The organism is Bradyrhizobium sp. USDA3516 (genome assembly GCF_057651995.1).
On the sequence record NZ_JBYGYN010000002.1, the window covers coordinates 400,178 to 418,193 of the forward strand.

An 18,016-nucleotide genomic window follows, 5' to 3' on the forward strand; every position below is an offset into this window, starting at 1 on the left:
TCTCCTCCAAGCCGGGAAAAGAAATCAGGAGAATGCCCTTTCCGGCGCTGTCATTGGTCGGGATCACGATCCTACCGGTTCAGCGGTCGCAATTCACGTCGGTATCGGCGCAATTCCACACAAGACGCACAGCAAGGGAGCGGTCGCGATATGTATTTGCGACAGGCTCTTGAATCGCGCGGGCGCAGACCTAAAGCCCGATGCGGGCGAGGCGTCCCGTCACGGGCGGGCTCATTCGATCACGTCGTTCGCAATTGCAAGCAGGCCGGGGGAAAGCGTGACGCCGAGCGCTCTCGCCGCCTTCAGGTTGAGCGCGAGCTCAAACCTGGTGGGGTTCTGGACCGGCAGGTCGGCCGCCTGCGCGCCCTTGAGGATGCGATCGATGTAGCCCGCGGCGCGGCGGAGCTGCTCGACGCTGTCGGTGCTGTAGGACATCAGCCCCCCTTCGTCGACGAAGGTCCGGCTCCAGAACACCGCGGGCACGCGCGCCTGTGCGATCGCCGAGAGCAGTTGCGCGCGGTTAGCCATGGTGAAGAAGTCCGGCAGGACCAGGATGGCGCCGTCTTGCCTGGAAGCCAGCGCCGCGATCGAGGCCTCGTCATGCACCGGCGCTTGCTCCACCGTCATATGGAGCGAGCGACCGGCGTCCTCGATGGTGCGCAGCATCAGGGGCGCGAACGGCGCGGTGGCGGGATTGAAGACGACCGCAACGCGGGACACCTTCGGCGTCACCTGCGTCAGCATCTCCAGCCATTTGCCGGCCAGCGGACCGTCGTAATCGGTGAAACCGGTGAGGTTGCCGCCGGGATGCGCGAGGTTTTCGACAAAGCCCTGGCTGACGGGATCGGTGACGACCGCGAACACGATCGGGATCGTCGTGGTGCGCCGGCGCAGCTCTTCGACCGAGGGTGTGCCGACCGCAAGCAAGATGTCGGGCTTGAGCGCGATCAGCTCGTCGGCGAGCTGCGCGATGCGGGCGCGGTCGCCGCCGGCGCTGCGCCAATCGATCTCGAGATTGTCGCGCTCCTTCCAGCCTTGGCCGGCGAGCGATTCGACCAGGGCCATGCTGCGCGTCTGGCCGATCGCATCATCAGCAGCCGTGACCGAGAGCACGCCGAGCCGCCGTGTCGCGTTCGGCTGCTGCGCCAGGGCCGGGGCCGGCAGCGCCGCGAGCATCCCAAGAAGCGCCAGGCACCGGCGGCGGTTCATGGGACGCCCATCAGATCCAGCCCTGGAGCTCGCGCAGCACCAGGGTGCGGATCACGTCCATGCCCGGTCCGCTGTCGTTGAGGCAGGGGATCGCGGAAAACTGCTCGCCGCCATTGTGCTTGAAGATCTCGGCGTTCTCCTGCGCGATCTCCTCCAGCGTCTCCAGGCAGTCGGCGGAAAAGCCCGGCGTCACCACCGCGATGCGGCGCACGCCTTCCTTGGCGAGCCGCTCCATGGTCTTGTCGGTATAGGGCTGCAGCCACTCGTCGTTGCCGAAGCGCGACTGGAAGGTCAGCAGCAGCTTGGTCTGGTCCATGCCGAGCCGGCGGCGCAGCGCCTCGGTCGTCGCGATGCAGTGCTGCTGATAGGGATCGCCCTTGTCGACATAGGATTTCGGCATGCCGTGGAAGGACGCCACGATCAGTTCCGGCTCGAACGACAGCGTCGCCAGATGCGTCTGGATCGAGACGGCGAGCGCCTCGATATAGGCTTCGTCCTCGTAATAGGGCGGCGTCACCCGCAGCGTCGGCTGGCTGCGCAGCTGCGCCAGCACGCGGAACACCTCGTCGCAGACCGTCGCCGAGGTCGAAGCCGAATATTGCGGATAGAGCGGCACGGCCAGGATACGCTCGCAACCTTTCGCGACCAGCGCGTCGATGCCCGACTTGATCGAGGGATTGCCGTAGCGCATCGCCCAATCGACAACGACATTGTCGCGGTCCGACAAGGCGGCCGCGAGCTTGTCGCTTTGCGAGCGGGTGATGGTTTTCAGCGGCGACTCGTTCCGCTCATTGTTCCAGATCTTCTGGTAGTCGCGCGCCTTGGTGCGGGGACGGCTGCGCAGGATGATCCCGTTCAGCACCAGCTTCCAGATCAGGCCCTGGTCCTCGATGACGCGGGCGTCGCTGAGGAACTCCTTGAGATAGACCCGCACGCCCGGGGCATCGGCGGTATCGGGCGTTCCGAGATTGACCAGAAGCACGCCGACACGCGGCAGGGCGGATCGGGTGGCCGGCTTCGCGGTCTCGAGGGGGACGACGCTGTTCATGGCTGGTTGGGTCGCGCGTTGGTCCGAACTTGTCAAGATGAGCCGGGGTTCGCTAGGGTCGCACCCAAGGGGGAGGGGACGATGACGCTCGCGGAATGGTGTGTCTTCGGGGCGCTGCTGCTCTATCTGTCTACGATCGTCTCGGTCAAATGGATCAGGTTTCGCCGCTTCGACAATTCGCGGCCGCGCGATCCCGCCTTCTATGACGACGCCCTGTCGCAACGCGCGCTCGGCGCGCACCAGAACGGCATCGAGACGTTTCCGTTCTTTGCGTTCGCGGTGCTGCTCGCCGAATACAGGGAAGCGCCGCAGCGACTGATCGACGAACTCGCGGCGCTGTTCCTGATCGTGCGGATCGCCTATGTGCTGACCTATCTCGGCAACCGCCCGACGCTGCGCTCGATCCTCTGGAGCATCGGCTTTGCGATCAATCTCGGGATCTTCTTCATGCCCGCTTTGAAACGGTTCCTGCCGGTGTGAGCGGCCTCACGTCGCCAGATGACGCTCCCGCGTGGCGATCAGCGCCCGTATCGATGCCGGGATCGTGACCGGGCGATGGGTTTCCTGATTGGTGTAGACCCACACGATTTCGCCGGTCACCAGCGCATCCGCGCCACCTTTCAGGAAGATGGCGAGCTCGAAGACGAGGCTCGAATTGCCGATCCGCGCCACGCGCGCGCCGACCTCGAGCTCCCAGTCGAACCTGACAGGCGCCTTGTACTCGATCAGCGATTTGACGACGTGAAAATCGATGCCGCTCGCCTGCGCATCTGCATATTGGTCGAAGCCGAGCGCGCGGAAATATTCGGTGATGGTGGTGTCGAAATAGGTCAGGTAGTGCGCGTTGAAGACGACGCCCTGGCCGTCGATCTCGGAATAGCGCACCCGGAACGGATGAAAGAACCAGAAGTTTTCGCGCGACATCTTAAATCCCCCGACCGAGTATATCAGGCCCGTCATTGCGAGGAGCCCTTGCGACGAAGCAATCCAGACTTGCCGCTGCGGAGAGATTTCTGGATTGCTTCGCTGCGCTCGCAATGACGGAGCAAGGCGCGCAACCGTCTTTCTCAATTAGCACCGCGAGTGCAGATGCCCCTAGAAACACGTGGTCCGTTCGGCGGCGATGTAGCCGAACAGGAGGCCGACGCCGAACAGCAGGACCAGGCCCGCGGCGCCGAACTCGATGCCGCGCATGAACAACGCGCCACCGCCGTCGCGGCCGGCGCTGAGGCGGGCGGCGATGTTCTTGGCGGAGACGGCGACGACCGCGATGGCCGCGACCGTAATGGCGGTGCCCAATCCCATCAGGAAGGTCGCGGCGATACCGGCCCAGAACAGACCCTGCGCGAGTGCGAACACCAGGACCAGGATCGCGCCCGAGCAGGGCCGGATGCCGACGGTCAGGATCGCAGCGAAGCCGCGCCGCCAGCCACCGGGGCCGGCGAGCTCGCTTGGCGCGGGCCCGTGGGAATGGCCGCAATGCTCGTCATGGACGTGGTCGTGCCCGTGGTGAGCGTGGCCGTGGCCATGGTGGTGCTGATGGCCGTGATCGTGGTGATGATGAGCGTGCGCATCATGCTGGTGGTGATCGTGGTCGTGCGGCACGCCCGCCATCGCCGGCACCGGCTGGGCGGCCTGGAGTGCGCCGATGAAGGTGCGGCCCTTGACCCAGACCAGGCGCAGGCCGAACAGCGCGATCAGGGCGTAGCTCGCAATCTCGATCACCCCTTCGGCCTTGCACATGGTCTTGGCGGTCGCATTCAGCACCCAGGCCGAGATGCCGACGATGAGGATCGCGACCAGGGACTGCATCAGGGCCGAAGCAAAGGACAGCGCGATGCCGCGCCGTGCGGTCTCGCGGTTGGCGACCAGATAGGAGGCGATCACCGCCTTGCCGTGGCCGGGACCGGCGGCGTGGAAGACGCCATAGGCGAACGAGATGAACAGCAGCGTCCACACCGCCGACCCATCGGACTTCGCAGCCCTGATGGTTGCCGACATCTGGCGATAGAATTCCGACTGCTTGGCGAGCAACCAGCCAATGAGGCCGCTTGCCTCGGGCTCGGCCGCCCGCGCCGGTCGCGGCGCGCCGAACGGGTTTTGCGCGAGGAGATCATGAAGCGCAGCATCCGTCACAGCCACGACCAGCAGCACAGCGGCAGTGGCGAGCAGCCCGCGCGTGAGCGGAGAGAGTTGCGGCTTCAAGGGCAATCCACCGTGATCTTGTTGGCGAACATCATGCCGAAATTCGAGTTCTCGCCGTTCAGGAAAGTCTGCTCGTTCAGCTTCTGGGCGCTCGCGGTGCCGTCGTTCGGCCGCTCCAGCTTCATCTGGCAGCCCGCGGGCGCACCGACCAGCTTGACCGGACTGTCCTTGGCCATCTGGAAGTCGATGAAGAAGGAACGATCGAACACTTCGAGCACCAGTTGCCTGGGCTTGACCGGGCTCTTCAGCGGCAAGGTGAAATGCAGGGTCAGCACCGCGTCCTTGTAGTCGAGGAAATAATCGACCGGCTCCTGGAATCGCTCCTTCTTGCCGTCGGCTCGCGCAAAGGTGAAGTAAGCGTATTCCTTGAGCGACTCGACATTGGTCTGCGCCAGCGGCTTGAGCTCCTCGCGCGTATAGTCGCCCTTGGTCTTGCTCTCGAGCCCCTGCACCGCATAGGCCGAGAACATGTCGTCGAAGGTCCAGGCGTGGCGGACGCCGGTGATGCTGCCGTCGGCCGCGTAGAGCAACTCGCTGGTCGCGGTGATCCAGACATGCGGATGCGCGCTCGCTGCATCTGCGGCCAGCGACAAGCCGGCGGCCAGCAGCAATCCGAACAGGCGGCGCCTCGAAGATATCCAAACCGCCAGGATCATGGGCACTCCACCTCCATCGGGACGAGGAACAACAGGCCGACAGCGACGTTCGCACCACCCTCCTTGAAGGTATCCTCGCTCGCATCCTGCACCAGCTTGCGGTCTTGTTCGTTGCCAACGGCCCGCCGCAGCCAGACCTCGCAACCGCTGGGCGCACCGACGAGTTTGAGCGGATGCTCCTTTACCAATCGAAAATCGATGAAAAAGGAACGATCAAAAATAGCCAGACGAACATACTTCGCCTTCACAGGCGTTTGCAGCGGCAGCGTGAAATGCAGAGTGAGGTGGTCGTCCTCGTAATCGAAGAAGTAATCGACCGGCTCTGCAAACGAAAGCCTCTCGCTTACCTGGAAGAAAGTCTCGCTTGCCCTCAAGAAAGTGAAGTAGGTGTTATCCTTCAGTGCCTCGACTTGGGTCTGCGCCAGCGGCGCCAGCTCCTCGCGGGCATAGGCGCCCGTAGACTCTCGCCGAAGCCCCTGAACAGCATTGGCCGAGAATGCGTCGTCAAAAGTCCAGGCGTGACGGATGCCGGTAACAGTGCCGTCCGCAGCGTAAAGCAGCTCGCTGGTCGCGGTGATCCAGACATGCGGATGCGCGCTCGCTGCCCCCGCCGCGAGCGTCGTCGCGGCAGCGAGCAGGCATCCGAACAGCGCGCGCATGCTCATCAGGCCGCCCTGGCGTTGTCGAGCAGGCCGCGGCGGCGGAGCAGCGCGTCCGGCTCGGGCGGACGGCCGCGGAAGGCCTCATAGGCGGCTTCCGGATCGACAGATCCGCCCGACGAATAGATGTCGTCGTGCAGACGCTTGGCGACCGCCGGATCGAAGATGTCGCCGGCCTCCTCGAACGCGCCGAAGGCGTCGGCGTCCATCACCTCCGACCACATGTAGCTGTAATAGCCGGCGGCGTAGTGGTCGCCGGTGAAGATGTGGCCGAATTGCGTGGGCCGGTGACGCAGTGCGATCTCCTCGGGCATGCCGATCTTCTCCAGCTCGCGTCGCTCGAAGGCTCGGACATCCTGCGCGGCGGCAGCCGGCTGGGTGTGAAATTCCAGGTCAACCAGCGCGGACGAGACGAACTCGACCGTGGCAAAACCCTGGTTGAACTTTCGCGCCGCAAGGAAGCGTCGCAGCAGGTCGTCCGGCAGCGGCTCGCCGGTCTGGTAGTGGCGGGCGAACTTCTGCAGCACCTCAGGGCGCTCCTGCCAGTGCTCGTAGAGCTGCGACGGCAGCTCGACGAAGTCGGTGAAAACTGACGTGCCCGACAGCGAGGGATAGGTCACGTTGGAGAGCATGCCGTGCAGGCCGTGACCGAACTCGTGGAACAGGGTGCGGGCATCGTCGGGCGAGAGCAGCGCGGGCTCGCCGCCGGCGCCTTTGGCGAAATTGCAGATGTTGAGAACCAGCGGCGCGACGTCGCCGTCGAGCTTCTGCTGGTCGCGCAGCGAGGTCATCCAGGCGCCGGAGCGCTTCGACGGCCGGGCGAAGTAGTCGCCATAGAACAGCGCCTTGTGCTTGCCGTCCCTGTCCTTCATCTCCCAGACCCGGACGTCGGGATGCCAGACCGGAACGTCCTTGCGCTCCTCGAAGGTGACGCCGAACAGGCGGGTGGCGCAGTCGAAGGCGGCGGCGATCATGTTGTCGAGGCCGAGATATGGCTTGATCGCGGAATCGTCGAAATTGGCACGCTGAAGGCGGAGCTTCTCGGCGTAGAAGCGCCAGTCCCAGGGGGCGAGCTTGAAATTGCCGCCCTCCTCCGTGATCAGTGCCTGCATCTCGTCGCGGTCGGCAAGCGCGCGGGCGCGGGCCGGCTTCCAGACCCGCTCCAACAGGCCGCGCACCGCCTCCGGCGTCTTGGCCATGGAATCCTCGAGCCGGTAGGCGGCGTAGGTCGGATAGCCCAGGAGCCTGGCACTCTCCTCGCGCAGCTTCAGGATCTCGACAATGGTCGCATTATTGTCATTGGCGTTGCCGTTGTCGCCGCGCGCGATGAAGGCCTTGTAGACCTTCTCGCGAAGGTCACGCCGGGCGGAGCTCTTCAGGAACGTCTCGACCGAGGAGCGCGACAGCGTGACGATCGCCTTGCCGGCCATACCGCGCTCTTCCGCCGCAGCCTTGGCGCTGGCGACGAAGCTCTCCGGCAGACCCTGGCGGTCGGCCTCGCCGAGCTCCAGGAACCAGTCCTGCTCGTCGCCGAGCAGATGGTGGCTGAAGCCGGTGCCGAGCTGGGCCAGCCGCTCGTTGATCTCGGCCATCCGCGTCTTGGCCTCCTCGGAGAGGCCGGCGCCGGCGCGGTGGAAGCGGGTGTAGGTGCGCTCCAAGAGGCGCAGCTGCTCGGCTGTGAGACCGAGACCCACGCGGTTCTCCTGCAGATGGGCAATGCGGCCGAACAGCACGGCGTTCATCATGATCGGATTCCAGTGCCGCGCCATCCGCAGGGAGACCTCCTTGTCGATCTCCAGGATGGCCGGGTTGGAATGCGCCGAGACGAGGTCATAGAAGACCGCCGCGACCTTGCTCAAGAGCTTGCCCGAACGCTCCAGCGCCGTGATCGTGTTGGCGAAGTCGGGCGCCGCGGGATCGTTGGTGATCGCCGCGATCTCGGCGGAATGGTCGGCGAAGGCTTGCTCGAAGGCCGGCAGAAAATGCTCCGGCTTGATTTCGTCGAAGGGTGGGGTCGCGAACGGCGTCACCCAGGCCTTCAGCAGCGGATTGGTCTCGGCGTCCGTAGTTTGGCGGGGTTCTGACATCACAAGTCCCGGATTTCGTGGCTCGATTGCTGCGGCCAGCTATAGCACGCGTGGGGCTTTTTTGGGCCGTTTGCCCTTGCTCCCGGCCGCCTTTTCGGGGAGATTGCGGCCCTCGAAGCCAGGATCTCCTGAACCCATGAACGCGCCCTCTTCATCGTCCCGCCAGATCGTCTGGTCCAGCGTCATCACCGTCATCAGCGCCGCCATCCTGATCGGCGCGGAGGTGTTCGGCGCGGCCTTTGCCGGCGGCTGGGCGCTCGCGATCCTGTTCGGGCTCGGCGACCAGGGCGCCCATATCCTGCAGGCCGTGCTGTTCGCACTCGGCGTGCTCGTCATGACCGCCTTCATCCGCGGCGCTCAGCGCATCGAGCCCTTCACCAAGCGCGGCTGACGCTTCTTACGCGCCGGCAGCACGCGCACGGCCAGCGAAAACTTAACGCGCGTTCATCTTCCGCGTCGCTCGCGCCACACTGCGCAAGCAGATGTTAGGCAATTCTGTCCGCAGCCTAAAAAAATTCTTGCGAAGCCGAGTCAAAACACTTATGTGCGGACTTGCCCAATTTCGCACGTGCCTGTGGTCGTGTGTCAGTCGGTAGGTATCCGGACAAGAGGCCGGACAGCCGCCAAGGGGCGAAGAAGCCGAGGGGCTCTTCGGAAGTGCGGAGGTCGAGACTGAAAAGTCGAGCGACCGAAGCAAACCCGGAGCGCCCAGCATCTCTCTCAAAGGGATGCCATGTCGAAGGTGACTTCGCTCTTTGCAACCGTGACTGGCAGCCGGAGGCGAACCGGCGCACCCCGCTCTCAACGGGGGACGCGACTTAAAGCAACGACGGATCGGGCTTTTTTGGTCTCTACCGGCAGTCCAACGCCGGCGCGGGCTACTGAAAAGGCTTGTCCTTCATTGCCAGGTGAGCGGGCGGGAAACTCTCCCAACCAATCCACGGCAGCACAGTCTGGTTTGAGGTTTTTGGCTTCAGCGCGCCTCCATCGCGCGATGCGGCCGAAGCACTCTCATCAGACGTCATGTTGATACGGCTCCCGTCGCTGGGACCGTTGGAGAGTGCCATGACCGAACGTATCCAGGAATTCCTGCGCAACCGCCGCAACGAAGGCCTCGACACCGAGCCGTGCCTCGTCGTCGACCTCGAAGTCGTGCGCGACAATTACCAGAGCTTCGCCAAGGCGCTGCCCGACAGCCGCGTGTTCTATGCCGTCAAGGCAAACCCGGCGCCGGAAGTGCTGGCGCTGCTCGCCTCCATGGGCTCCTGCTTCGACACCGCCACGGTCGCCGAGATCGAGATGGCGCTGGCCGCGGGTGCGACGCCCGACCGCATCTCCTTCGGCAACACGATCAAGAAGGAGCGCGACATCGCACGTGCCTTCGCGCTCGGCATTCGCCTGTTCGCGGTCGATTGCGCCGCCGAGGTGGAGAAGGTCGCCCGCGCCGCCCCCGGTGCGAAGGTGTTCTGCCGCATCCTCTATGACTGCGCCGGCGCCGAGTGGCCGCTGTCGCGCAAGTTCGGCTGCGACCCGGAAATGGCGGTCGAGGTGCTCGACCTCGCCAAGCGCCTGGGCCTGGAACCGTGCGGCATCTCCTTCCATGTCGGCTCGCAGCAGCGCAAGGTGAAGGCGTGGGACCGTGCGCTGGCGATGGCCTCGCAGGTGTTCCGCGACTGCGCCGAGCGCGGCATCAACCTGTCCATGGTCAACATGGGCGGCGGCTTCCCGACCAAGTACCTGAAGGACGTGCCGCCGGTGGTGACCTACGGCCGCTCGATCTTCCGCGCGCTGCGCAAGCACTTCGGCAACCAGATCCCGGAGACCATCATCGAGCCGGGCCGCGGCATGGTGGGCAACGCCGGCATCATCGAATCCGAGGTCGTGCTGATCTCGAAGAAGAGCGACGAGGACGAGGTGCGCTGGGTTTACCTCGACATCGGCAAGTTCGGCGGTCTCGCCGAGACGATGGACGAGTCGATCCGCTACGCCATCCGCACCCGTCACGACGGCGCGGACATGACCCCGTGCGTGCTCGCTGGGCCCACCTGCGACAGCGCCGACGTGCTGTACGAGAAGAACCCGTATCCGCTTCCGGTCACGCTCGAGATCGGCGACAAGGTTCTGATCGAAGGCACCGGGGCGTATACATCGACCTACTCGTCGGTGGCGTTCAACGGCATCCCGCCGCTGCGGACGTATCACATCTGATCCGCCTCTTGGTCTGAGGCCTGACGAACCCGGGAGCCGGTCCGCCGGCTCCTCCCTGACATTTCGATCTGACGACGTCTTGGACAGGCGTGCTTCGCGCACGCCGGTTCAAGCGGGGACTGACGTGCCATGACTGCTCCTCGGAAGCCGCAAGCTGCCCTCACCTCGAAAGCCGCTCCGTTCGTGATCCGCGCGGAACGTGCTACCGACGTCGCGACGCGTGAAGCGCTGCTCGATGCCTGCTTTGGCGAGACCCGCCACGGCCGCACCTGCCAGCGCCTGCGTGACGGACGCTCGCCCGCGACAGGCCTCGCCCTGTCGGCGATGCGCGAGGGCAAACTCGTGGGAACCGTGCGGCTGTGGCATGTCAGCGCCGGAGGCAGGCCCGCTCTGGTCCTCGGACCGCTGGCGGTCGACCCTGCCTGCCGCGAGCTCGGGATCGGCGCCGCGCTGATGCATCAAGCGCTGGCCGCCGCCCGGGCGCGCGGGCATGACGCCGTGATCCTGCTCGGCGATGCCCCCTATTACGCCCGCTTCGGCTTCTCGACTGAGAAGACCGCCGAGCTGTCGCTGCCGGGTCCGTTCGAGCGCGACAGGCTGCTGGCGATCGAGTTCACCAAGGGCGCGCTCGATGGCGCCGCCGGGATGATCGTCCCGACCGGCGCGGCCCTGCTCAAACGGAGGTCGGTTCGCGCGCTTGAGGCCCACGCGGCCTGAGGGATCGCTGGCGTAGCGACGACCGAAGCCGCATCGAGCGGCAACGCCCGGCCGCGCCTGCGCAAGGCCCGTCCTTTGGGGTTGCGCACGCCGCCGAAACGCCCTTTAACCCCGCGAAACACCCCCTTCAGTCGAGGCCCACGACCATGTCCCGTCGCCTGATCTCCACCGGCTCCCCGCTCGAGAAGACCGTCGGCTACAGCCGTGCCGTCATCGACGGCGAGTTCGCCTTCGTCGCGGGAACCACCGGCTATGACTACACCACGATGACGATGCCGGACGATGTCACGAGCCAGTCACGCAACTGCTTCAAGACCATCGCCGCCGCCCTGAAGGAGGGCGGATTCGAGATGGCCGATATCGTCCGTGCGACCTATTACGTGACCGACGCCAGCACCATCGATGCCCATTTCGCCGTCTGCGGCGAGGTCCTCGGCGACATCAGGCCGGCGGCGACCTTGCTGGTCGTCTCGGCCCTCGCCAAGCCCGAGATGAAGGTCGAGATCGAAGTCACCGCCAAGCGCCGCGGCGTCTAAAAAGCGCCGCAGCATCTGATAGGCGCCGCAGCATCTGGTCCATTCCTCACTGCCAGCACTTTCCGGAGAATCCATCCCATGAGCCCTCCCTCGCAGATCTACGCGAAGATCACCGGCCCCATCGTCATGGTCGGCTTCGGCTCCATCGGCAAGGGCACGCTGCCCTTGATCGAGCGGCATCTCGACTACGACAAGTCGCGCATCACCGTGCTCGATCCCAAGGACGAGGGCCGCAAGGCGCTTTGCGAGAAGCACAATGTCCGCTTCATCCAGAAGGGCCTGACCAAGGACAATTACCGCGAGGTGCTGACCCCGCTGCTCACCGAGGGCGGCGGCCAGGGCTTCTGCGTCAATCTCTCGGTCGATACCGGCTCGACCGACATCATGGAGCTCTGCAACGAGCTCGGCGCGCTCTACATCGACACCGTCAACGAGCCCTGGCTCGGCTTCTATTTCGATTCCTCTAAGGGTCCGGAAGCGCGCTCCAACTATGCGCTGCGCGAGGTGACGCTGGCGGCCAAGAAGGCGCGGCCCAAGGGCTCGACCACGGCCGTCTCCTGCTGCGGCGCCAATCCCGGCATGGTCTCCTTCTTCGTCAAGCAGGCGCTGCTCAATGTCGCCGCCGATCTCAAGCTCAACGCCCCCAGGCCGAAGACCAAGGGCGAATGGGCGGATTTGATGCGGCAGGCCGGCATCAAGGGCATCCACATCGCCGAGCGCGACACCCAGCGCTCGAAGAGGCCGAAGGAGCCCGACGTCTTCGTCAACACCTGGTCGGTGGAAGGCTTCCTGTCGGAAGGCATGCAGCCATCCGAGCTCGGCTGGGGCACCCATGAGAAATGGATGCCGGAGAATGCGCACACCCATGAGGCCGGCTGCGGCGCCGCGATCTATCTGATGCAGCCCGGCGCCAATACGCGCGTGCGCACCTGGTGCCCGACCCGCGGCGCGCAATATGGCTTCCTCGTCACCCACAACGAGTCGATCTCGATCGCCGATTACTTCACGGTGCGCGACGCCTCGGGCAACGCCATCTATCGGCCGACCTGCCATTACGCCTATCATCCGGCCGACGACGCGGTGCTATCGCTGCACGAGCTGTTCGGCCGCGCCGGCAAGATGCAGGAGAAGCACCACATTCTTGAAGAGGACGAGATCGTCGACGGCATCGACGAGCTCGGCGTGCTGCTGTTCGGCCACGACAAGAATGCGTACTGGTTCGGTTCGCAGCTCTCCATCGAAGAGACCCGTGAGCTCGCGCCCTACCAGAACGCCACCGCCCTGCAGGTGACCTCCGCCGTGCTCGGCGGCATGGTGTGGGCGCTGGAGAATCCGAACGAGGGCATCGTCGAAGCCGACGAGATGGACTTCGAGCGCCTGCTCGAAATTCAGCTGCCCTATCTCGGCCCGGTGAAGGGCTTTTATACCGACTGGACGCCGCTGACGGATCGTCCGGGACTGTTCCCGGAGGATATCGACAGCAGCGATCCCTGGCAGTTCCGGAATATTCTGGTGCGGTGAGGGGCTCTCTCCGCCCGTCATTCCGGGGCCCGCCACTTGGCGCGAGCCCCATCGGGCGGCAGCCTCTGCAGATCAATGGATTCCGGGTTCGCGCTTCGCGCGCCCCGGAATGACGAAGAGACCTACTTCTCCTTGATCGGCGGCGCGATCTTCTCGGCCGGGGCCGGCGGCAGCGCCGGTTTGGCCGCACCAGCCGCGCCCTGAGTCTGCGGATCCGGCCGTGCCGGCTCGGGGGCCGGCGTGGTGGGGCGATCACCGCCGGGCTTCGCCTCCGCAGGCACCTTGCTCTGTTCATCGGACGGTGTGCCCTGGAGCGGGGGCGTCGCCTGCGCCAGCTGCATGCGGCTTTCGGCGCGGATTTGCGCCAGCGACATCACCGAAACCGCAAAGCCGGCTGCGAACAGTGCACCAGCGATGGTCAGGTTGAGCTTCAGTCTACGCTTGTCATCTCGGCCGGGCATGTCGATCACCGCCTTTGTCTACGGGATCAACGAAACTGGGGCGCGCCGGTTCCGGAACCGCGAACGCGCGGAACCCACCGGCACGCGCCAAAACGCCGCGCTACTCCGTCGTGCTGACTTCCCAGGTCGCATGCCGCACGCCCGGCAGATGCTGCAGATCGGTCGCCACCGCGTTCAGCTCGTTCGGGTCGACCGCGGTCGCAACCAGCCTGGCAGCGATCTCCAGAATGCCTTCGCTGATCTCGGCGACCTCAATGTCGGCCACCGAATATTTCGCCGCCTCGAGCTTCTCGACGAGCCGGTCGCGCATATCCGGAAGAGCGTCGGCCGCAACCGCGAGCTTGAAATAGTAGGTCGCCTCCAGCGCCTTCTCGTTCAGCGGGATGCGGTTGATGGCGTTGACCAGCGGGCGCAGCATGGTATTGCCGGCGATGACGAACACGGTCAGCGCGACCGCCTGCGCGACCATGTCGCCGCCGGCGCAGGAGCCGACGGCAGCCGAGGCCCACAGCGTCGCCGCGGTGTTGAGCCCGCGCACGTCCATGCCCTGCTTCATGATGACGCCGGCGCCGAGAAAGCCGATGCCGGAGACGACATAGGCGATCACGCGGACCGCACCCTCGGCACCGTCCAGATGCATGGCAAGATCGACGAAGGCGGCGGCGCCCACTGCGACCAGCACGTTGGTGCGCAGCCCCGCGGTGCGCTGGCGGTATTGCCGTTCGGCACCGATCAGCGTGCCCAGCACGAAGGCCGTGATCAGGCTGACCAGGGTGTCGCCAAAGTCGGCAAGCTGGAAGGTCGTCAGAAATCGCATGGTTCCCTATACGGCGGGAACCATGACAGATTAAAGCTCAAGCAGACCGCCGTCCCCATTTTCGTCGGCAAAAGCCAGCAGCGTGCCTTTGGCGTTCCAGGCGAGCGCGGCCACGGGCGGCGTGCCGTTGCGGCGGACCAGGATCTCCGCGCCATCCTCCAGCCGGACCATCAGCACCGTACCATCGCTGTAACCGGCGGCGAGGATGTCGTTCTTGGGATGACAGGCGACCGCGGAGACGCGCGCCTGCAGCGGGGCGAGCATCGCGGGCTCCTTGCCCATCGGACCATCCTTGCTTCCGAACGGCCAGATGATCACCGTGTCGGCGCCCGAGGTCGCCAGCCCCTTGCCGCCCGCGCTCCACGACATCGAGCGGACGCGGCCGGGATAGCCGGTCATGCGCATGTGCCTGTTGTCGGCGAGCCGCCAGCCGTGCAGCGCTGGCTCGTGCATCGCGGTGACCAGAAATTTGTTATCGGGGCTGAAGGTGACCGCGTGATGCGAGCCGGCCCAGGGCAGGAATTCGGACGATCCCGCCATGTTGGGAAACCACAGCGTCACGCCGTTGTAATGCGCGATCGCGAGCCGCAGGCCCTTCGGCGCGAAGGCGAGACCGCCGACGGTCGAGGGCACGTCGAGCGACTTCTCCTCGGCCTTGCCGCTCTTGACGGTCGCGGTCTTGCCGGCGGACCAGGCGAAGGCGCCGTCGGCGTGCAACGCCACCGCATCGATCCAGCGCCGCTTGGGATCGGTGGCGAGCAGCGTCACCTCGCCCTTGGCATCGAGCGAGACGACCTTGCCGTCGTCGCCGCCCATGACGAGGCGCTTGCCGTCTGAGGCGGTCGAGAGAATGCCGCCGCTATGCACGGCGACCATGGTGATCTCGCACTTGGCATCAACGAACGCGACGTTCTCCTCGCCGCCGACGAAGGCGGCGCGCTCCTTGAGGAAATGCACCGCGGTCACGGCCATGCCGAGCGCAACAGGCTTGACGCGGTCGGTGACGGAAGCGATCGAAGCGGACTCGGGCGCCGGCGTAAACTCTTTCATCACGAGACGATGCAGCTCTCGAAGCCCTTGCGGATCGCCTCTTCGGGCAATTCGCGACCGATGAAGACAAGGCGGCTCTCGCGCGGCTCGCCCTCCTTCCACTTCCGCTGGTGGTTGCCCTCCAGCATCATGTGGACGCCCTGGAAGACGTAGCGGTCGTCGTCGTCGTGGAAGGCGAGGATGCCCTTGGAGCGCAGGATCTTGCCGCCCTCGACCTGCACCAGGTTCTGCAGCCAGGGCATGAACACGTTGGGATCGAGCGGCTTGTCGGTCTTGAGCGAGAGCGACTGCATCTCCTCGTCGTGATAGTGCTTCAGGCCGTGGCCGTGATCATGGTGATGATGGTCGTGGCCGTGATGATGGTGATGATCATGGTCGTGGTCATGATCGTCGGCCTCCAGGAAAGCCGGCTCGATGTCGAGGATACGGTCGAGATCGAACGCTCCGCGGTCGAGCACGTCGGCCAGCGCCACTGCGCAGCGCTCGGTGCGATGCAGCTTCGCATAAGGATTGATGCCGCGGATACGGGCCTCGACCTCGGCGAGCTCGCCCTTGTTGACGAGGTCGGTCTTGTTCAGAACGATGACGTCGGCAAAGGCGATCTGGTTCTTGGCCTCGGGTGCATCCTTCAAACGGTCGGACAGCCATTTGGCGTCGGCGACCGTCACGACCGCATCGAGCCGGGCGTTTTTCTGCACGTCCTCGTCGACGAAGAAGGTCTGCGCGACCGGCGCGGGATCGGCAAGACCGGTGGTCTCGACGATGATGGCGTCGAACTTGCCCTTGCGCTTCATCAGGCCGTCCATGATGCGGACGAGGTCGCCGCGCACGGTGCAGCAGATGCAGCCGTTGTTCATCTCGAACACTTCCTCATCGGCGCCGATGATGAGGTCGTTGTCGATGCCGATCTCGCCGAATTCGTTGACGATGACGGCGTATTTCTTGCCGTGGTTCTCCGACAGGATGCGGTTGAGCAGCGTGGTCTTGCCGGCGCCGAGATAGCCGGTCAGCACGGTCACGGGAATCTTCTGGGAGGTCGCGTCAGACATAACAACTCCGGACTTCAAGGCTTTTTCGCGCGACGCGAGGCGGGGTGGCCCCTGCCCTAATGGTCAAGCGCGCTGGTCAGGGCCTTTATATTGTGCCTGACCATGTCAATGTAAGTGGGTGCAGGGCCCTTTTCGCCGGTCAAACCGTCCGAAACCAGGGTGCCACCGACCCTGGCGCCGGTCTCGGCGGCGATCCGCCGGATCAGGCGATCGTCGCTGATATTTTCAAGGAACACGGCCGGGATCCTCGCGGCCTTGATCTGGCCGATGATGGCGGCGATATCGCGCGCGCTCGGCTCGGTTTCCGTGGAGACGCCCAGGGGTGCGATGAACCGGATACCGTACTCGGCGGAAAAATAGCCGAAGGCATCGTGGGTGGAGATCACCTTGCGCCGCTCCGGCGGGATTTTTGCGACGGCGTCGCGGACCTCGCGGTCCAGCGTTTCGAGCTTTTCCAGATAGGCCTTGGACTGGGCGCGGAAGAACTCCGCATCGTCAGGAGCGGCCGCGGCGAGCGCGCTCGCAATGTCGGTGACGTAGATCCTGGCGTTCGGGATGGACTGCCAGGCGTGGGGATCAGCGGCCGCGCCCAGCTTCAGCGGCGCGATGCCGGCGGTCGCGGTGATCACCTTGGCCTTGCTCCCTGCGGATTGCACGAGGCGCGGCAGCCAGCCCTCCAGCCCGAGCCCGTTGACGATGACGAGCTTCGCCGCCGCGACCCGCTTCGCATCGCTAGGGGCCGGCGTATAGACGTGGACGTCGCCGTCGGGGCCGACCAGCGTCGTCAAGTTGATGCGGTCACCACCGACATTGCGGACGAAATCGCCGAGGATCGAGAAGCTCGCGACGACGTCGAGCCGCTCCGCGGCCCGCAGCGGCGAGGCGATCAGCAACAATGCAAAGACCAGGATGAGCCGCATGGTCATGCTTCCAGATGCCGGCCCGGAAACAGCTGCCGGACGATGCCGCCGACGCGGCCGAACAGGACGGAGGCGATGTAGAGCACCGTCGCCACCAGGATGATCGCGGGGCCGGATGGCACGCGGGTCTGGAATGACAGCACGAGGCCTGCATACCCCGACACTGCGGCAGCGATGACGGCGATGCAGATCATCGCGGTGAGATCGCGCGACCAGAACCTTGCGATGCCCGCAGGCAGGATCATCAGGCCCACCGCCAGCAGCGTGCCCAGCGCCTGAAAGCCGTTGACGAGGTTGATGACGACTAGCGCGAGGAAGGCGAGATGGGCGGGGCCGCCGGCGCGGCTCACGGTGCGCAGGAACAGGGGATCGACGCTCTCGATCACCAGCGGGCGGTAGATCACCGCGAGCACCAGCAGCGTCACCGTGGCGTTGAAGGCGACCACCAGCAGGGTCTGATCGTCCATTGCGAGGATGTTGCCGAACAGCACGTGCAGGAGATCGATGTTGGTGCCCTTGATCGAGACGATGGTGACGCCGAGGGCAAGCGAAGCGAGATAGAAGGTGGCGAGCGAGGCGTCTTCCTTCAGCCCGGTCGAGCGTGCGACGACGCCAGCGAGGATCGCGACGGCAAAGCCGGCGATCAGGCCGCCAGCGGTCATCGCGAATAGATTGAGGCCAGAGAGCAGGAAACCGACGGCGGCGCCAGGCAGGATCGCATGCGCCATGGCGTCACCGACGAGGCTCATCCGCCGCAGCATCAGGAACACGCCGATCGGCGCGCCGGCCAGCGCCAATGCGATCACCGCGGCGAGCGCCCGCCGCATGAATTCGAATTCGGTGAACGGACCGATCAGCGCGTCATAAAGCATC

20 protein-coding genes are annotated in these 18,016 nt (G+C 65.2%); 6 read left to right on the forward strand and 14 right to left on the reverse strand.

Features of this window, described 5'->3' with window-relative positions:
* Nucleotides 1-231: 231 nt before the first annotated feature.
* Entirely contained in the window at nt 232-1,209 is a 978-nt protein-coding gene (locus tag AC24YW_RS07775) for an ABC transporter substrate-binding protein (protein ID WP_487482171.1), read from the reverse strand.
* Nucleotides 1,210-1,219: 10 nt separating this feature from the next.
* The gene (hemH, locus tag AC24YW_RS07780; RefSeq protein ID WP_487482172.1) at nt 1,220-2,257 is read right to left on the reverse strand and encodes a ferrochelatase; all 1,038 of its coding nucleotides are present in this window, start codon (nt 2,255-2,257) and stop codon (nt 1,220-1,222) included.
* Nucleotides 2,258-2,338: 81 nt separating this feature from the next.
* Between hemH and AC24YW_RS07785 the strand changes: the two genes are divergently transcribed.
* On the forward strand, nt 2,339-2,737 hold the full coding sequence (locus tag AC24YW_RS07785) for an MAPEG family protein (RefSeq protein ID WP_487482173.1): 399 nt from the start codon (nt 2,339-2,341) through the stop codon (nt 2,735-2,737).
* Nucleotides 2,738-2,743: 6 nt separating this feature from the next.
* Here AC24YW_RS07785 and AC24YW_RS07790 read toward each other — a convergent pair whose 3' ends face one another.
* From AC24YW_RS07790 to AC24YW_RS07810, 5 genes are all read right to left on the reverse strand, one after another.
* Nucleotides 2,744-3,181: an acyl-CoA thioesterase gene (locus AC24YW_RS07790; RefSeq protein ID WP_487482174.1), complete on the reverse strand. Its 438-nt coding sequence runs from the start codon at nt 3,179-3,181 to the stop codon at nt 2,744-2,746.
* A gap of 171 nt (nt 3,182-3,352) precedes the next feature.
* Nucleotides 3,353-4,462, reverse strand: a complete 1,110-nt coding sequence (locus AC24YW_RS07795; RefSeq protein ID WP_487482175.1) for a nickel/cobalt transporter — start codon at nt 4,460-4,462, stop codon at nt 3,353-3,355.
* Complete coding sequence (locus AC24YW_RS07800) at nt 4,459-5,118, reverse strand: DUF1007 family protein (RefSeq protein ID WP_487482176.1); 660 nt, start codon at nt 5,116-5,118, stop codon at nt 4,459-4,461. The genes AC24YW_RS07795 and AC24YW_RS07800 overlap by 4 nt, the downstream gene beginning before the upstream one ends.
* Entirely contained in the window at nt 5,115-5,783 is a 669-nt protein-coding gene (locus AC24YW_RS07805) for a DUF1007 family protein (protein ID WP_487482177.1), read from the reverse strand. The genes AC24YW_RS07800 and AC24YW_RS07805 overlap by 4 nt, the downstream gene beginning before the upstream one ends.
* The gene (locus AC24YW_RS07810; RefSeq protein ID WP_487482178.1) at nt 5,783-7,864 is read right to left on the reverse strand and encodes a M3 family metallopeptidase; all 2,082 of its coding nucleotides are present in this window, start codon (nt 7,862-7,864) and stop codon (nt 5,783-5,785) included. Before AC24YW_RS07810 ends, AC24YW_RS07805 begins: the two co-directional genes overlap by 1 nt.
* A 136-nt stretch (nt 7,865-8,000) precedes the next feature.
* Between AC24YW_RS07810 and AC24YW_RS07815 the strand changes: the two genes are divergently transcribed.
* Nucleotides 8,001-8,255, forward strand: a complete 255-nt coding sequence (locus AC24YW_RS07815) for a hypothetical protein (protein ID WP_035997726.1) — start codon at nt 8,001-8,003, stop codon at nt 8,253-8,255.
* A gap of 487 nt (nt 8,256-8,742) precedes the next feature.
* On the opposite strand, the gene AC24YW_RS07820 is transcribed toward AC24YW_RS07815, so the two are convergent.
* Complete coding sequence (locus AC24YW_RS07820; protein ID WP_487482179.1) at nt 8,743-8,931, reverse strand: hypothetical protein; 189 nt, start codon at nt 8,929-8,931, stop codon at nt 8,743-8,745.
* Here AC24YW_RS07820 and AC24YW_RS07825 point away from each other — a divergent pair.
* The 4 genes from AC24YW_RS07825 to AC24YW_RS07840 all read left to right on the forward strand — a co-directional run bounded on the left by AC24YW_RS07825 (nt 8,930) and on the right by AC24YW_RS07840 (nt 12,846).
* Entirely contained in the window at nt 8,930-10,072 is a 1,143-nt protein-coding gene (locus AC24YW_RS07825; RefSeq protein ID WP_487482180.1) for a type III PLP-dependent enzyme, read from the forward strand. The genes AC24YW_RS07820 and AC24YW_RS07825 overlap by 2 nt on opposite strands.
* A gap of 129 nt (nt 10,073-10,201) precedes the next feature.
* Nucleotides 10,202-10,789 (forward strand): GNAT family N-acetyltransferase, encoded by a 588-nt coding sequence (locus AC24YW_RS07830; RefSeq protein WP_487482181.1) that lies wholly within the window; start codon nt 10,202-10,204, stop codon nt 10,787-10,789.
* Nucleotides 10,790-10,935: 146 nt separating this feature from the next.
* Nucleotides 10,936-11,325 (forward strand): RidA family protein, encoded by a 390-nt coding sequence (locus AC24YW_RS07835; RefSeq protein ID WP_487482182.1) that lies wholly within the window; start codon nt 10,936-10,938, stop codon nt 11,323-11,325.
* Nucleotides 11,326-11,403: 78 nt separating this feature from the next.
* Nucleotides 11,404-12,846 carry a homospermidine synthase gene (locus AC24YW_RS07840; RefSeq protein WP_487482183.1) on the forward strand — a complete coding sequence of 481 codons (1,443 nt, stop codon included), beginning with the start codon at nt 11,404-11,406 and terminating at the stop codon, nt 12,844-12,846.
* A gap of 122 nt (nt 12,847-12,968) precedes the next feature.
* Here the strand turns inward: AC24YW_RS07840 and AC24YW_RS07845 are convergent, their stop codons facing one another.
* From AC24YW_RS07845 to AC24YW_RS07870, 6 genes are all read right to left on the reverse strand, one after another.
* On the reverse strand, nt 12,969-13,307 hold the full coding sequence (locus AC24YW_RS07845) for a hypothetical protein (RefSeq protein ID WP_487482184.1): 339 nt from the start codon (nt 13,305-13,307) through the stop codon (nt 12,969-12,971).
* 100 nt (nt 13,308-13,407) lie between these two features.
* Nucleotides 13,408-14,124: an MgtC/SapB family protein gene (locus AC24YW_RS07850; RefSeq protein WP_487482185.1), complete on the reverse strand. Its 717-nt coding sequence runs from the start codon at nt 14,122-14,124 to the stop codon at nt 13,408-13,410.
* 30 nt (nt 14,125-14,154) lie between these two features.
* Entirely contained in the window at nt 14,155-15,174 is a 1,020-nt protein-coding gene (locus AC24YW_RS07855) for a WD40 repeat domain-containing protein (protein ID WP_487482186.1), read from the reverse strand.
* A complete protein-coding gene (locus tag AC24YW_RS07860) occupies nt 15,174-16,223 on the reverse strand; it encodes a CobW family GTP-binding protein (protein ID WP_487482187.1) in 1,050 nt (349 codons plus the stop codon). Before AC24YW_RS07860 ends, AC24YW_RS07855 begins: the two co-directional genes overlap by 1 nt.
* Nucleotides 16,224-16,279: 56 nt before the next feature.
* Entirely contained in the window at nt 16,280-17,143 is an 864-nt protein-coding gene (locus AC24YW_RS07865; RefSeq protein WP_487482590.1) for a metal ABC transporter solute-binding protein, Zn/Mn family, read from the reverse strand.
* Between the two features lie 2 nt (nt 17,144-17,145).
* Complete coding sequence (locus AC24YW_RS07870; RefSeq protein ID WP_487482188.1) at nt 17,146-18,015, reverse strand: metal ABC transporter permease; 870 nt, start codon at nt 18,013-18,015, stop codon at nt 17,146-17,148.
* Between the last annotated feature and the right edge of the window lies 1 nt (nt 18,016).